This is a genomic window from Mesorhizobium sp. M0227, from assembly GCF_040321855.1.
Taxonomy (GTDB): domain Bacteria; phylum Pseudomonadota; class Alphaproteobacteria; order Rhizobiales; family Rhizobiaceae; genus Mesorhizobium.
Genome location: NZ_JAMYSJ010000001.1, coordinates 249,661 through 264,882, shown reverse-complemented (window position 1 = coordinate 264,882; position 15,222 = coordinate 249,661). Strand labels below are relative to the sequence as shown.

Genomic DNA, 15,222 nt, shown 5'->3' with positions numbered 1-15,222 from the left:
CGGAACAAAGCGATGAATTTGAACGCTCAGCAGCTCGACCAGGATGGCTATGACGTGCGCGGTTTTTCACACGGACTCTACATCGACGGTACTTGGCGACCGTCCTCCGACGGTCGGCTCATCGATGTTGTCGATCCCTCCTCCGGGGCGGTGATCGCGGCGGTTCCCGATGCGGCAGTCGAGGACGCCACCGCCGCCGTCGAGGCCGCGGCCAAAGCAGCTAAGGGATGGCGGGAGACGGCGCCGCGCAAACGCTCGGAAATCCTTCGGCGCTGTTTTGAGCTCATGGTCGAACGCTCCGAAACGCTTGCCATGCTGATTTCCCTGGAGAATGGCAAGGCGCTGCGCGACGCGCGCGGCGAGGTAGCCTATGCAGCCGAGTTCTTCCGTTGGAATGCTGAGGAAGCGGTCCGCATCACCGGCGAGTTCGGCACCGCGCCCTCCGGCAGCAATCGCATCGTGGTCGATTATGAGCCGATCGGAATTTGCGTGCTGATCACCCCGTGGAATTTTCCGGCCGCTATGGCGACCCGCAAGATCGCGCCGGCGCTGGCGGCAGGCTGCACTGTCGTCCTGAAGCCGGCAAGTGAAACACCGCTGACGGCCTATGCGCTGGCGGCACTCTACAGCGAAGCCGGCGTGCCTGCCGGTGTCGTCAACGTGCTGACCACGACCAGTCCCGGGCCGCTGACTTCGGCCATGCTCGCCGATCCGCGCGTCAGGAAGCTGTCCTTCACGGGGTCGACGGGCGTGGGCCGAACCTTGCTCGGCGAGGCTTCAAAGCATGTCATTTCCTGTTCGATGGAACTCGGCGGCAATGCCCCGTTTGTCGTCTTCGACGATGCCGATCTCGACGCCGCCCTCGACGGCGCGATGATCGCCAAGATGCGCAACGCCGGCGAAGCCTGCACCGCCGCCAATCGCCTCTACGTGCAATCAGGAATCCATGATGCTTTTGCCGACGGGCTCCGCAAGCGCATGGCGGCACTTAAGGTGGGGGCGGGTCCGAATGCCGACACCGAATGCGGGCCGATGATCACCAGAAAGGCTGTCGACAAGATCGACCGCCTGGTCAAGGACGCCGTGGGCCGGGGAGCCAAGGTGCTTTGCGGCGGGGCGATTTCGGAGGAAGAAGGATTCTTCTATCCGCCCACAGTGCTGTCCGATGTGCCGCCCGATGCGGAGATGGCGCACGAGGAGATTTTCGGCCCGGTGGCACCCATCACACGCTTCGACACCGAGGCCGAGGCGATCGCACATGCTAACAACACGGAATATGGCCTGGCCGCTTATATATACACACGCGATGTTGGACGCGGCATGCGGGTGGCGTCGGGGATCGAGGCCGGCATGATCGGTCTCAACCGAGGACTGATGTCGGATCCGGCCGCACCATTCGGAGGCGTCAAGCAGAGTGGCCTTGGCCGCGAAGGCGGCCAGCACCACGGCATCGCCGAGTTCATGGAGGCTAAATATATTGCCGTCACCTTCTGAACCGGCAGTCATGTCAAAGGACCCTTTCCGCACGCGCGACCATGTGGCCGATTTTGACGATATCGTGGCCGACATAGTGACTCGCAGCGCCGAAACCCGGGCGACCCTGCCGATATCGGCTGATATCGCCTATGGCGAGGGCGAGGCCGAGAGGTTGGACCTGTTCTTTCCGCCCGGCGCGCGCAGGGATCTTCCCGTGCACATCTTCATCCATGGCGGCTACTGGCGCATGTTCTCCAGGAGCGACTATTCTTATGTAGCAAACACAGTCACCAAAGCTGGGGCGATCGCGGTCATCGTCGACTATGCGCTGATGCCCGAGTTCAGGATGGCGGCAATCGTCGGCCAGGTCCGGCGTGCCAAACAATGGGTGCTGGACCATATCGTCGACCATGGCGGCGACCCTGCCCGGCTAAGCGTAAGTGGTCATTCGGCGGGTGCGCACCTGGCCACATTCCTGTTTGAAAAGACGCCAATGCCATCACGCATACGTGCGGCGCTGCTGCTAGGCGGCCTTTACGACCTCAAGCCCCTTCAGACGTCCTTCCTCCAGCCGCTAATCGGAATCACCGATGAGGAGGCAGCTGTCTTCACCCCAATGACGCGGTGGCATGACCCGGAGACGGCAGCGACCATTCTCGTCGGAGATCAGGAAACGTCACCTTTTCACCAGCAGGCCGCCGACTTCGGAAAGCGCTTGCGCGCGCAGGGGCACCTTGTCTGCGACCTCCGCCTGAATGACCGAAACCACATGAACAGCGTGCGTGATCTGGGCATCAGCGGCACACAATCTGGCGATTGCCTGATGGCGATGATCGAGGGAAACGGCCTATAGGACGGAAGCTGGGGAAAGCAGAGCCGCTTGACTGCCGGGCCAGACACTCCCGTCACTCAAGAAAGTACCGTCACGGGATCGCGGCACGCTACCGGCATCGGGCTGAGCTTTGCGGCAGGTGAAATCCGGCAGAGGACACAACCGACGATTCCTCATCCTCTTTCTCCACACTGCATGCGGGCGGAGCCGATCGACCATGCTCAGTCGGCATCATCACCGCGCGGGGCTATGTGCACCACTCTTTCTCCGAACAGCTGATGGGCCTCATCCGCACAAATTTGCGCGAACTGGCAAACTGAACATCGCGCCTTCGGACAGGCACCTTGCACGAGCGCCGAGAATGGTGCGTTGCGAACGCCGCCATTGGCAGTCCGGCCTCACCTGAATATCATCGCACGCTCAGTCGGTCTGGATCCAGATCGACTTGGTCTCCAGATATTCATGCAGATGTTCGATGCCGCCCTCGCGGCCGTAGCCGGACATCTTCATGCCGCCGAACGGCACCGCCGGGTCGATGGCGTGGTACATGTTGACCCACACCGAGCCGGCCTTGATGCGGCGGGCGAGCTTGTGGGCGGTGCCCAGATGACTGGTGAAAATGCCGGCGGCCAGGCCGTAGGGCGTCGCATTGGCCCGCGCAACGGCTTCGTCGAGCGTGTCGAACGGCATCGCCGAAATCACCGGACCGAAGATTTCTTCACGCGCGATGGTCATCTTGTCCGACACCGCGCCGAAGACAGTCGGCGCGATGAAATTGCCGCCGTCGTAGATCTCGCCGGTCAGTCGCGAGCCGCCCGCTATCAGTTCCGCGCCTTCGTCGCGGCCGGCCTTGATATAGCCCACCACCTTGCCGGCCTGCCTGGCATTGATGAGCGGGCCGATTTCGGTTTCCGCCTCGATGCCATGGCCGATGCGAAGCCTGCCGGCAAACTCGGCTACCCGGCGCACGAATTCGTCATGGATCTCGCGCGCCACGAACAGCCGCGATCCGGCGATGCAGATCTGGCCCGAATGAACGAACACCGCCATCGCGGCGACAGGAACCGCCTTGTCGATGTCGGCATCCCGGCAGACGATGATCGGCGATTTGCCGCCGAGTTCCAGGGAAACGCGCTTGAGGTTGGTCACGCTCGCCCGCGCGATGGCCTGGCCGGTCAGCGTCGAGCCGGTGAAGACGATCTTGTTGACGTCGGGATGTTCAGCGAGCCGCGCACCGGCCTCCGCCCCGGTGCCGGTGACGACGTTGACGACGCCGTCGGGAACGCCGGCTTCCTGCATCAGCCTGGCGATCAGCAGCGGCGTCAACGAGGCATCCTCCGAGGGCTTCAGCACGATCGTGCAGCCGGTGGCGAGCGCCGGCGCGATCTTCCAGATCGAAGCGGCGGTCGGAGCATTCCAGGGGATGATCGCGCCGACAACGCCCACCGGCTCGCGCCTTGTGAAGCTGACGATCTCGCCGGGGATCGAATTGTCTATGGATTCGCCATGCAGCGCGGTCGCCATGCCCGCATAGAAGCGCAGCATGCCGATGACGCGCCGCCGGTTGACGAGCGTGCGCGTGATCGGCAGCCCCATGTCGAGAGTGTCCGAAACGCTGAGCTCTTCCCAATGGGTCTCGAAGAGATCGGCGATGCGCAGAAGCACGCACTGCCGCTCATAGGGCGAGAATTTTGACCATGGCCCTTCGAAAGCCGTGCGCGCAGCGGCCACCGCCGCATCGACGTCGGCCGCCGAGCCACGCGGCACGGTGGCCAGCACTTCGCCAGTCGCTGGGTTGAACGCCTGCATCTCCTGGCCGGACTGTGCCGGAATCCACTTGCCGCCGACGAACATCGGCCGGAATTCGCCATGGTAGAGCGCCGTGGCCTTCGCCCGCGGGTCGAAATTCAGCGTCATCCCTTCCTCCTCACAATCCGTGGTGACTATGCCTCCCACGCCGGTCGACCTCAAACAAGGAAAGCTAAAAGGGCGTTCAGATAATCGGACTGTGCAATGTACCCGACTTCCCCGATGGTGGCGTCAATGGAGGAACAGATATGAGACTTGCTGGCAAGGTCGCCATCGTCGCTGGCGGCGGTTCGGGATTTGGCGAAGGCATCGTCAGGAAATTCGTCACCGAAGGTGCGCGGGCCGTGTTGATGGACCGGGATGAGGCCGCCGCGGCCCGCGTTGCTGCCGAAATCGGCGAAATGAGCGGCCAATCACTGGCGACCTCTCGACACTCGCAAGCTCGAAGCGGCGGCAGACCTGGCCCGCTCGGCCTTTGGCGGTCTCGACATACTGGTCAACAATGCCGGCGTGGCCCAGCCGCCCTGGCGCTCGAGACGATGGACGAAGAGATGTTCGACCGGATCGCCAACGGCGGCGTCTCGCCTCGCCCGAATTTGACTTGGTGCAATGCTTCAAGGGCTGGGCGATTGCCGCCACCCGGGCCATGGCCGTGGAACTCGCACCGTTCGGCATCCGCGTCGTCGCCACCATTCCAAGCCTGTGCCATAGCGCCTGCCTGACGGCAGGCGGTTAGCCGCCGCCGCCCATGGTCACGGACATGAAGGCCCGGAAGGCCGCCGCTGCCGGTTCGATTGATCTGTCACGCGACCAGGCCAGGCCGACATCCATAGTGGGGATGGGCTCGACAAGCCCGCGCACTTCGATGCGCTGCCCCTCCAAGGACCAGGGGCGGTAAACCATGTCGGACAGGACAGTGACCCCCATGCCGGCAGCCACGAGCGACCGCACGGCCTCGACCGAACTGGTGGTAAGGACGGCGCGGAGCGAAAGCCCCGCGGCATCCCAGTAACGGGCGGCCGTCGTACGTGCCTCGTCAACCGTCAGCATGACATAATCTTCCGCCGCCACATCGGTGAGGCTGATTTCCTGTCGCGCGAGCAGGTGATGATCAGCCGAAAGCCAGAGCCGGCGGTTCGACCGCATCAAGACCTCCTGCGCCAACTCCTTGGTGTGCTCCAGGTTCGACACCAGCATCACGGCCATGTCGATGTCCCCGCACATCAACCCGCTTTCGAGAGCGTCTCGGGGCAGTTCCAGCACCTCGACCTCGATCTCGGGATAGGTCTTTCGAAACCGGGCGTAGTGGCGCGACATGTAGTAGCCGACGACCGTGTAGGTCATGCCCAGCCGCAGCTTGCCCGCCAGGCCTTTCCTATCGCGCAACGGGCTTCGGACGGCGGCAGCGACGGCCCCGGTGATAACCCGCGCATGTTCAAGAAACCGCGCGCCCTCCATCGTCAATCTTACGCCAGCGTGGTTACGCTCCAAAAGCCGTACGCCCAGGTCAGCCTCAAGCGTCTTTATCGCCGCAGTGACCGCCGATTGCGAGATGTTGAGTTCCACCGCAGCATGACTGACCTGTCCGCTCTCGGCGGTCGCGATAAAATAATCAAGCTGTTTCAAGGTGATGGTCATGGTGCGCTCCGGCCCAGAACCATTATCTGTTTTTTTGATATGACAATCAATAAACTACTATTTCACAAACGCCTTCGCATGCGCAAAAAATGCTGCAACGCCGCAAAGACGGCAGCTTCGAGGGGTAACAATGCGATGGCGGTGACGCTAAACTGCGACATGGGCGAAAGCTTTGGCCTCTACAAGGTTGGCGATGATATGGGCATGATGCCCATCATCGACGTTGCCAATGTCGCCTGTGGTTTCCACGCTTCTGATCCGGATCACATGCACGCCGCCGTCCGCAGCGCCAAGGCGAGTGGCGTCAAGATCGGCGCCCATCCAGGCTTGCCCGACATTCAGGGTTTCGGCCGGCGCGAGATGCGGATGACCCGCGAAGAAGTCAGGAACACCATCATTTACCAGGTGGGAGCGCTTGCCGGCTTCCTCAAGGCCGAGGGTGTGGAACTCCACCACATCAAGCCGCATGGCAGCCTTTACTTCATGGCCATGCAGCAGGAGGCAATCGCCCATGGCGTGTGTGACGCGGCAGAGGTTTTCGGCGTACCCCTCTTCGGCATGACGGGCACCCTGCATGAGAAGATCTATCAAGAGCGCGGTATCCCATTCGTCGCCGAGTTCTATGCCGATCTCGACTACGATGCCTCCGGCAAGCTGATCTTGACACGCGTTCATGACGCCAAGGACCCCGCAGAGATGGCCGAGCGGTGCGTACGCGCCATCAGGGAGGGCGAGGGCACGGCAGAGGACGGCAGTTTCTTCCCCGTACGCTGCGATACCATCTGCGTGCATTCCGATACGCCGAACGCCATCGAAATAGCCAGGGCCGTGCGCACCGCAATCGCCCCCTGGCACTGAATTCGACCGAACCCGCCCGCGCGGGCGGTTCCAAATTAGTCTGTCCGCAGTTTTCCGGAGCTTTTTATGGCCCAGATTCTTTCACCTCTTCCTGGCACCTTCTATCGCAGCGCTTCGCCAGACCAGCCGCCCTACAAGGCGGATGGCGACGCGGTGTCCGCCGGAGACGTAATCGGTCTCATCGAAGTGATGAAGTCGTTCCACGAAGTGAGGGCCGAGACGGCCGGTACGAACATCCGCTTCATTGCCGACAATGAGGACCCCATCATGGCCGGCGCACCTATTGCGGATCTCGACTGATGCTGAAGAAGCTTCTGGTTGCCAACCGGGGCGAGATAGCGGTCAGGATCATCCGGGCCGCGCAAGATTTGGGGATCGCCACCGTGGCGGTGTATTCGGCCGCAGACGCCGAGTCGCTCCACGTCCAGCTTGCGGACGAAGCGGTCAACATCGGCCCACCAGCGGCAAAGAAGTCCTATCTCAATGTCGAAGCAATTCTGAAGGCTGCCCGCGACACCGGTTGCGACAGCGTTCATCCAGGCTATGGGTTCCTTGCCGAGAATGCCGCGTTTTCCGACGCGGTCACAGGCGCTGGATTGGTCTTCGTCGGCCCGTCGGGAGATGCGATCCGGATGATGGGAGACAAGGTCTCGGCGCGATCCGCCGCCGCCGCTGCAGGTGTCCCTGTGGTGCCTGGCTCGGCTGGCCGGGTCGAGGGCCTCAAGGCTGGCCACGAGGTGCTGACCGCAACCGGTTTTCCGGTGATGATCAAGGCGGCGGCAGGCGGCGGTGGGCGGGGCATCCGCATCGCCAACTCGCTCGCCGAGTTCGAACAAGCCTTTCCTCAAGCCGAAGCAGAAGCCCTCGCCGCCTTTGGCGACGGTGGCCTCTACATGGAAAAGGTGATCGGCAAGGCCCGCCATATCGAGGTGCAGGTGCTGGCAGACGGAAGCGATGCCATCCACTGCTACGAGCGGGAGTGCTCACTGCAGCGGCGACGCCAGAAGGTTTGGGAGGAGGCGCCGTCGCGCGCACTTTCAGACAGGCTGCGCGAGGAGCTCTGCGCTTCGGCGGTCGCTTTGGCCAAGGCGGTCAAATACTCTGGTGCCGGCACGGTAGAGTATCTTTATGACGATGAAGCAGATCGCTTTTACTTCATCGAGATGAACACCCGTATCCAGGTCGAGCACCCGGTCACCGAAGCGATCACCGGCATCGACCTCGTTGCGGAGATGCTTCGCATCGCCGGCGGCGAGAAGCTGCGGATCCGGCAAGGCGATGTCTCCGTCAAGGGGCATGCGATCGAAGTCCGGCTCAACGCCGAAGACCCGGCGAAGGAGTTCGCTCCATTCCCGGGGCTGGTGGCCGAGCTTCGCATTCCCGGCGGTCCGGGCGTACGCTTCGATTCGATGCTCTACCAAGGCTATCAGGTGCCGCCCTTTTATGATTCGCTGCTTGCCAAGCTGATCGTGCATGCAGAGACGCGCGAGGCGGCGATAGTGCGCCTGATCCGCGCGCTCAACGAGTTGAAGATCGGCGGGCTCAAGACCACCAAGCCGCTGTTTCTTGCGCTGGCCGCCGATCCGGCGGTGCGGGCGGGAGACGTGCATACCCGCTGGCTGGAAGGCTGGCTCATCGAAAACGCCGCAACATTGGCGGGTTAAGGAGGACCGATGTCGATACGATTCAACTTCGGCGGTGACGAACATATCTTCGGCGAGGTGTCCGAAGAAATGTCGCTCACCTCCTTCTTTACCGGCCTTTCGATGACGAACGCGGTGCGTACGGCAGGCATCCGAGGTGTCACCGAGATCTGCCCTGCCAACGCCAGCTTCCAGATTCGCTTCAACCCCGACATCGTCAAGCCGCAGGATTTGCTCAGCGAACTGAAGTCGATGGAAGAGGCGGCCTCGAAGGCGGACCCGGTGCTGAAGACCCGGATCATCGAACTGCCGGTTTATTTCCAGGATCCATGGACGCGTGAAACCTGCTTGCGCTTCCGCGAGCGCCATCAGGACCCGTCCTCCACCGATCTTGAATATTCGGCCCGCATCAACGGCTACGCCACGGTGGAAGAGTTTATCGCGGCCTATTCCGGCCAGCCCTGGTTCGTGTCCATGGTCGGCTTCGTCGCCGGACTGCCCTTCCTGTACCAGATGGTTGAGCGCAAGAAACAGATTCAGGCGCCGAAATACTTGCGTCCACGCACCGACACTCCCAAGCTCACCATTGGCCATGGCGGCTGCTTCGCAGCGATCTATTCAGTACGCGGCGCTGGCGGCTACCAGATGTATGGCATAACCCCGGCCCCGATCTACGACCCGACCAGGAAGGTGCGCTACCTCTCCGATGACATGTGCCTGTTCAAGCCAGGCGACATCGTCAAGTTCAAGGCCATTGGCCGCGATGACTACGACGCCACGCTGGAGGAAATTGAAGCCAATCGGTGGCAGCCGACGGTTCGCGAGTGCACCTTCAGCCTGAAGGACTTCAACAGCGATATTTACGGCACCAATGCAAAGCTGATGGAGCTTATCAATGGCCGTTAAGGTAATCTCTCCCGGCCTCTCCACTTCCGTGCAGGACCTTGGTCGACCAGGCCACTATCATGTCGGCATTCCCGAAGGCGGCGGCATGGACCGCTTTGCCACACGCATCGCAAACCTGCTTGTCGGCAACAATCCGGGTGCCGCGGTGCTCGAAGCCACCTTCATGGGCCCCGAACTCGAATTCACCCAATCCGCGGTCGTCGCCGTCACCGGCGGAGAACTCCCCCCCAAACTCAATGGCGAGGAGCGGCCGACCTGGGAAAGTTTTCCGGTGAAGGCCGGTGACCGGCTTTCCTTCGGCTTCCTCAAGGGCGGCGCGCGCGCTTATCTGGCCGTCTCCGGCGGCATCGACGTACCCGTGGTTCTCGGTTCGCGCTCGACTTACATTCTGGGCGCACTCGGCGGCCATCAGGGCCGCACGCTGAAGGCGGGTGATGAGCTTCCCCTCGGCGAAGGTTCCGGCAAAGCCGGTCTTTCACTGCCTGCAAATCTGCGCCGCGCGGGCAATAGTCCGGCGGAACTCAGAATGCTTCCCGGGATGTACTGGCATCGGATCACCGAGGCTGCCGGCAATCGGTTCTTTGAGGAAACCTGGAAGGTCGCGCCCGAAGCCGACCGCATCGGCTATCGCTTCCGGGGCGGGACGCCGCTGGAGTTCGTCGAGCGCGAGCAGCCTTTCGGTGCGGGCTCCGACCCCTCGAACATCGTCGATGCCTGCTATCCCTACGGATCCGTCCAGGTGCCGAGTGGCACGGAGCCGATCGTTCTTCACCGGGACGCGGTTTCGGGTGGCGGGTACATGATGCTGGGCGTGGTGATATCGGCCGACATGGACCTTATCGCCCAGCTCCAGCCGCACACCCCGGCGCGCTTCGTTCCGGTGACGCTGGAAGACGCGCTTGCCGCGCGAACCGAACAGCGCGCCGCGCTGGCGCGTGCTGAAGGACATCTGGCCGGCTGACGTCAGCCGGAAAAATGCCGGCGGAGGAGCCGGTGGCGAGGAGATCGGCCGGCCAAAACCGACCGTGCGTGGCGGAAGACAAAATCCGGTGCGCGAAACGACAAGACGACGCCGGGCAACGGCGTGAATTTGGCATCCGAGCAGTCCGCTAGAGACCGCCGGAACCGACAGGGGAAGACATTTGCAACGTGACTGGCCGCAAGGCCGGATGCTTCGCGCCTTTCCGTCGGTAGAAAGAAGGAAAGGGTCATGAGTCATCTGAGCGCGGAGAACGTCTCGGTATCGTTTGCGGGGCTGAAGGCCCTGTCATCGGTAGACCTCCAAATTACGCCCGGCCGCATTAGTGGCCTCATCGGCCCGAATGGCGCTGGCAAGACCACGCTCGTCAACGTGCTGACCGGCTTCCAGGCACCGACGGAAGGCACCATCAAGCTCGACGGCGCAGCACTCACGGGTCTCAAGCCGCATCAGGTCCGGCGGCGCGGCATCGCCCGCACCTTCCAGGGTGGGCGGCTCTTCCGCGACTTGCCTGTGCTGGACAATTTGGAGGTAACCGGCGTTGGCCTGGGAATGAGCCGGCGCGCTGCCATCGCCGAAGCGGAAGCGATGCTCGACTGGATAGGCATCGGTGCGCTGAGCACCCGCATCGCCGGAACGTTGCCATATACGGACGAGCGCCGCGTCGCCATTGGCCGCGCCCTGATGGGACGGCCCGCATACATCCTGCTCGACGAGCCCGCGGCTGGCATGAGCGCACTGGAGGCGCGGGAGCTTTCGGCCCTGATAAGACACATCGCCGCCGATCTCGGCTGTGGTGTCCTGCTCATCGAGCACAATGTCGGGCTGGTGCTCGGCCTCTGCCAGCATATCGTCGTGCTCGATTCCGGAGCGATCATCGAGGAAGGCCCGCCTGCCGCGATCCGCGACAGCGAGAAGGTGCGCCACGCCTATATGGGCACTGCCGCGAACACCGACCTGCCTGTGCTGGAGGCGATGGAATGAGCCTGCTCGCCCTTTCCGATATCACTATTCGCTATAGCCGTCTCACGGCGGTCCGAAATGTCTCCTTCTCCATGGCCGAGGGAGAAATCCTGTTCATCACCGGCCCGAACGGAGCCGGGAAGTCTTCGCTGCTGCGCGCGATCGCCGGTGTTACGCCGGTGGCGGGCGGCCGGATCGACCTTGCAGGTCATGAGATCACCGGCCAGGCGCCGGAAAACATCGCCCGGCTCGGATTCTCCATGGTGCCGGAGGGGCGCGATGTCTTCGGCTCGCTGACGACCGAAGAGAACCTCCTGGTCGGAACCGGCATGCACGCCCGCGAACGCGGCTGGCGCAGCCGAGCGGCCGACGAACTCGAAGCCGTCTACGCAACCTTCCCGATGCTGAAAGAGAGGCGGCACGGGCAGGCGGGATTGCTGTCCGGCGGGCAGCAGCAAATGCTGGTCATCGGACGCGCGCTGATGACCAATCCGCGGCTTGTAGCCATTGACGAGCCTTCGCTGGGCCTCGCCCCCAACATCAACGACCAGGTCTACGAGCGGCTGATCGCGCTGCGTGCGCAGCGCCAGCTCACGCTCCTGATCGTTGAGCAGAGCTCGGCCCGAGCGATGATGGTGGGCGGGAGGATGATCCTGATGCGTGGCGGACAGATCGTGCTCGATGGCGACGCGCGGACGCTCGGCAACGGCGAGGCGATCCAGGCTGCCTATTTCGGCTACGAGGACAATTGAGATGCTTCAGATCCTGTTCGACGCACTCTCGCTTGGCTCGCTGTACGCGCTCGGAGCGCTCGGCATCGCCCTCATCTTCGGCGTCATGCGGCTGGTGAACTTCGCGCATGGCGACGTCATCGCCTTCTGCGTCTTCGCGCTGCTCTGGCCGTCTACGGACGCAATGGCCATCGTCTTCGCCGGCCAATTGCCGTGGTACCTTCTGGTTCCCTTCGTCCTCCTCTGCGGGGCCGGGCTGTCGGTGCTGTGCGAAATCGTCGTCTTCAGGCGGTTCCGCCAGGCAAATCCGGCAACCATGATGATCGCCTCCTTCGCGCTCGGTTTCGTAATTCGCTACTTCCTGCTCATGCTGTTCTCCAGTCGGCCGAAATCGATTTCGCTGCTGCCCGAACTGTCCCAGCCGGTGGAGATCCTCGGTGCCCGGCTTCCCCTCCTCCAACTCATAACGATCGTGACTACGATGGTCATCCTGATCGGCCTGACATTGTTCCTGCGTCAAACTCGCTTCGGCCTGGAGATGCGGGCGGCGGCCGAGAACTTCTCGATGGCCCGCATGCTGGGTGTGCGTGCGAACCGGGTCATCATGGGTGCGTTCGCCCTCTCCGGCGCGTTGGCCGCCGCCATTGCGCTGATCTTTGGCGCCCAGACAGGCACGCTGGACATCCAGATGGGCGCCTCGATCATGTTGATGGCCTTCATCGCCACCGTCATTGGCGGCCTCGGCAGCCTCGGGGGAGCCGTGCTCGCCGGCTTCCTGCTGGGTGCCGCCTCGGTGATCATGCAGGTCATGCTGCCCATCGACGCCCGGCCATTCCGCGATGCCTTTGTCTATGGAGCGGTCATCCTCGTCCTCCTCTTCCGCCCGCAAGGGCTTATTGCCGCGCGCGGCACCAAGGAAAGGGTCTGATTTCATGGCTGTCGCCGCCTCCCTAGCCAACTCTACCGCTCCCGGTGCCGCGGCTGCCAAGCAAAAGCCCGCCCGCTTCGCACTTGCCCGCCGCACAATCCTGACGCCGGTCCTGCTTTCTCTGCTGCTGCTGGCCATCGCGCTGATCACGGTGATGACCGGATCGCGACCCTTCAACCAGACGGTGATCGACGTGTTCGTCCGTGTCATCCTCGTCGTGGGCCTATACATCTTTATCGGAAATTCAGGCGTTCTCAGCTTCGGGCATATCGGCTTCACCTGCCTTGGCGCCTATGCGGCCGCATGGCTCACCATCAATCCGATGATGAAACGCGGTTCGCTGCCGGGACTGCCCGAATGGCTGCTGGCGACCCGATTGCCTTACTGGCAATCGGCCGTGCTGGCGGCATTGTTCGCCGCCCTCGCCGCTCTCATCTTCGGGCGGGTGCTGATGCGATTATCGGGCATCGCAGCATCGATCGCGACCTTCGCGATGCTCGCCATGATCAACACAATTTATTCCAACTGGGAGAGCGTGACCGGAGCGACCTCGTCGGTCGTCGGCATTCCGATCGTGCGCGTGATCTGGCCGTATCTCATCGGCGCCGTGGTCGCAATCTTCATCGCCTGGGCGCACGCGATCTCCCGGTCTGGCCTAGCCCTTCGTGCTGCCCGCGACGAGCCCACCGCCGCCGCGGCTTCCGGTATCGACATTCCCAGGGAAAGACTGGTGGCGTTCGTCGTATCAGGCGCGGTGATGGGGCTGGGCGGTGCGCTGATGGCTCATTCCATCGGCGTGGTCACACCCGATACATTCTATCTCGGTCTCACCTTCATCACCCTTTCCATGCTCGTCGTCGGCGGCATGGGCAGCCTGTCGGGTGGTGTGGTGGGTGTCGTCCTGCTGTCCGCCCTCATCCAGGCGCTGCGTTGGCTGGAGGCAGGCGTATCGCTCGGCGAGTCCACGTTCGCCCTCCCGAAAGGGGTTCAGGAAATAGCCCTCGGCGTCATCATGATCGTGATCCTCGCGCTTCGCCCATCCGGACTCATGGGCAACCGCGAACTCACCTTACCTCGCAGCAGTCGCAACAAGTGACCGGCGGCACAAGCCCGACCGGAAAACAAAAAAGGAGACGTGCATGGCATACAAAATGAGAATTGTCGCAACCGCTCTGGCCTCGATGTCCATCGCATACCCGGCCCTGGCCGATGACAAGACTATCGTCATCGGCTTCGCCACTGCGGAGTCGGGCTTCATGGAAGCCTATGACAAGCCTGCCCAGGAGGCGGCTTTGATCCGCATCGACGAGATCAATGCGGCTGGCGGTCTGCTTGGAAAGCAGATCAAGGTCGTCAAGGCCGACACCAAGTCCGACCGGGCCGAAGGCGCCAAGGCTGGCCTCTCCGTGCTCGACCAGGGTGCGGATCTCGTGGTCGTGTCCTGCGACTACGACTTCGGATCGCCGGCTGCGCTCGCGGCCGAGGACGCAGGCCGTATCTCCTTCTTCCTGTGCGCGGAATCGGTCAAGGCCGGCATCCAGGGTGTCGGCCCGCACAGCTTCTCCGCGTCGGTGCTGGCGGCCGTGCAGGGAGCGACCATGGCCGAGTGGGCATTCAAGAAAAAGGGCGCAAAGGACTTCTACCGTCTGCTCGATACCTGGACGGCCTACAACAAGGGCATCTGCGACGGCTTCGACTGGATGATGCCGAAGCTCGAAGCCCAGGGCGCGAAGCTTGTCGGTGAAGACACCTTCAAGAACGAGGATGCCTCCATCGCCGCGCAGATCACCCGCATCAAGTCTCTGCCGAAGGAGCCGGATGCGATCATGCTTTGCACGATGATGCCGGGCGCCGTCTCGGCCATCAAGCAGCTTCGCGCCGCGGGTATCAATTCCATGATCCTGAATGGATCGGGCGTCGACGGTAGCTATTGGCTCTCGGCTGTGCCCGATCTGACGAACTTCTACGTCCCCGTTCAGGGATCGATCTATGGCGACGATCCCAATCCGGCCGTGCTGAAGTTCAATGCCACCTACAAGCAGAAGACAGGCGCCGATCCCTCGAGCCAGTATGTCTTTCCGGGTTACGTCATGGTCGACGTCTGGGCCAAGGCGGTGGAGCGTGCAGGCACGGCCGATGCCGACGCGGTCGTCGCGGAACTGGAAAAGATGAAGAATGAGCCGACACTGTTCGGGCCTCGTACCTTCACGCCGGAACTGCATCACCAGAACCAGACGCGGTACCTGATCGTCGAGACCAAGGCCGGCAAGCCGGGTGTTGTAGGCAACTGGACGATTTCCGAGCCGGTACCGATGGAAGCCTTGCTCAAGTAGGAGAAGATGGGCCGGGTAAGCCCGGCCCTTCATATGCGGAAGGCCCTGTTCCTTTGGGATGACCGGGCCTTTCGTCTTTTGAGGATATTGCCTTTGAGCAAAAAACGAGGGCGGCCCGTTTGGACC

General features: G+C 62.7%; 16 protein-coding genes. 13 read left to right on the top strand and 3 right to left on the bottom strand.

Annotated features, from left to right (window positions below; all coding sequences use genetic code 11):
* The first annotated feature begins 12 nt into the window (after window positions 1–12).
* Complete coding sequence (locus NKJ00_RS01155) at window positions 13–1,494, top strand: NAD-dependent succinate-semialdehyde dehydrogenase (RefSeq protein WP_352610075.1); 1,482 nt, start codon at window positions 13–15, stop codon at window positions 1,492–1,494.
* A 10-nt stretch (window positions 1,495–1,504) separates the two neighbouring features.
* On the top strand, window positions 1,505–2,329 hold the full coding sequence (locus NKJ00_RS01150) for an alpha/beta hydrolase (RefSeq protein WP_352610111.1): 825 nt from the start codon (window positions 1,505–1,507) through the stop codon (window positions 2,327–2,329).
* A gap of 399 nt (window positions 2,330–2,728) precedes the next feature.
* Here the strand turns inward: NKJ00_RS01150 and NKJ00_RS01145 are convergent, their stop codons facing one another.
* Together NKJ00_RS01145 and NKJ00_RS01140 are read right to left on the bottom strand one after the other, a co-directional pair.
* Window positions 2,729–4,225, bottom strand: coding sequence for an aldehyde dehydrogenase family protein (locus NKJ00_RS01145; protein ID WP_352610073.1), 1,497 nt, complete (start codon window positions 4,223–4,225; stop codon window positions 2,729–2,731).
* A gap of 50 nt (window positions 4,226–4,275) precedes the next feature.
* Complete coding sequence (locus NKJ00_RS01140) at window positions 4,276–4,530, bottom strand: hypothetical protein (protein WP_352610114.1); 255 nt, start codon at window positions 4,528–4,530, stop codon at window positions 4,276–4,278.
* On the opposite strand from NKJ00_RS01140, the gene NKJ00_RS01135 reads away from it, so the two are divergent.
* A complete protein-coding gene (locus NKJ00_RS01135) occupies window positions 4,426–4,839 on the top strand; it encodes a Rossmann-fold NAD(P)-binding domain-containing protein (protein WP_352610109.1) in 414 nt (137 codons plus the stop codon). The genes NKJ00_RS01140 and NKJ00_RS01135 overlap by 105 nt on opposite strands.
* Before the next feature lie 10 nt (window positions 4,840–4,849).
* Here NKJ00_RS01135 and NKJ00_RS01130 read toward each other — a convergent pair whose 3' ends face one another.
* Entirely contained in the window at window positions 4,850–5,755 is a 906-nt protein-coding gene (locus NKJ00_RS01130) for a LysR family transcriptional regulator (RefSeq protein WP_127294331.1), read from the bottom strand.
* Between the two features lie 135 nt (window positions 5,756–5,890).
* Between NKJ00_RS01130 and NKJ00_RS01125 the strand changes: the two genes are divergently transcribed.
* The 10 genes from NKJ00_RS01125 to NKJ00_RS01080 all read left to right on the top strand — a co-directional run bounded on the left by NKJ00_RS01125 (window position 5,891) and on the right by NKJ00_RS01080 (window position 15,096).
* On the top strand, window positions 5,891–6,613 hold the full coding sequence (locus NKJ00_RS01125) for a LamB/YcsF family protein (RefSeq protein WP_352628745.1): 723 nt from the start codon (window positions 5,891–5,893) through the stop codon (window positions 6,611–6,613).
* A 66-nt stretch (window positions 6,614–6,679) separates the two neighbouring features.
* Entirely contained in the window at window positions 6,680–6,913 is a 234-nt protein-coding gene (locus NKJ00_RS01120; RefSeq protein ID WP_013533152.1) for an acetyl-CoA carboxylase, read from the top strand.
* The gene (locus NKJ00_RS01115) at window positions 6,913–8,277 is read left to right on the top strand and encodes an acetyl-CoA carboxylase biotin carboxylase subunit (protein WP_352628439.1); all 1,365 of its coding nucleotides are present in this window, start codon (window positions 6,913–6,915) and stop codon (window positions 8,275–8,277) included. Before NKJ00_RS01120 ends, NKJ00_RS01115 begins: the two co-directional genes overlap by 1 nt.
* 9 nt (window positions 8,278–8,286) lie before the next feature.
* The gene (locus tag NKJ00_RS01110; RefSeq protein ID WP_126103558.1) at window positions 8,287–9,162 is read left to right on the top strand and encodes a 5-oxoprolinase subunit B family protein; all 876 of its coding nucleotides are present in this window, start codon (window positions 8,287–8,289) and stop codon (window positions 9,160–9,162) included.
* Window positions 9,152–10,123: a 5-oxoprolinase subunit C family protein gene (locus NKJ00_RS01105; RefSeq protein WP_023808979.1), complete on the top strand. Its 972-nt coding sequence runs from the start codon at window positions 9,152–9,154 to the stop codon at window positions 10,121–10,123. Before NKJ00_RS01110 ends, NKJ00_RS01105 begins: the two co-directional genes overlap by 11 nt.
* Before the next feature lie 249 nt (window positions 10,124–10,372).
* A complete protein-coding gene (locus NKJ00_RS01100) occupies window positions 10,373–11,125 on the top strand; it encodes an ABC transporter ATP-binding protein (RefSeq protein ID WP_023808980.1) in 753 nt (250 codons plus the stop codon).
* The gene (locus NKJ00_RS01095; protein WP_023808981.1) at window positions 11,122–11,856 is read left to right on the top strand and encodes an ABC transporter ATP-binding protein; all 735 of its coding nucleotides are present in this window, start codon (window positions 11,122–11,124) and stop codon (window positions 11,854–11,856) included. Before NKJ00_RS01100 ends, NKJ00_RS01095 begins: the two co-directional genes overlap by 4 nt.
* Window position 11,857: 1 nt before the next feature.
* The gene (locus tag NKJ00_RS01090; RefSeq protein ID WP_095483664.1) at window positions 11,858–12,763 is read left to right on the top strand and encodes a branched-chain amino acid ABC transporter permease; all 906 of its coding nucleotides are present in this window, start codon (window positions 11,858–11,860) and stop codon (window positions 12,761–12,763) included.
* Window positions 12,764–12,767: 4 nt separating this feature from the next.
* Window positions 12,768–13,859: a branched-chain amino acid ABC transporter permease gene (locus NKJ00_RS01085; RefSeq protein ID WP_352628436.1), complete on the top strand. Its 1,092-nt coding sequence runs from the start codon at window positions 12,768–12,770 to the stop codon at window positions 13,857–13,859.
* A 43-nt stretch (window positions 13,860–13,902) separates the two neighbouring features.
* Window positions 13,903–15,096, top strand: coding sequence for an ABC transporter substrate-binding protein (locus NKJ00_RS01080; protein WP_352628434.1), 1,194 nt, complete (start codon window positions 13,903–13,905; stop codon window positions 15,094–15,096).
* Window positions 15,097–15,222 lie beyond the last annotated feature (126 nt).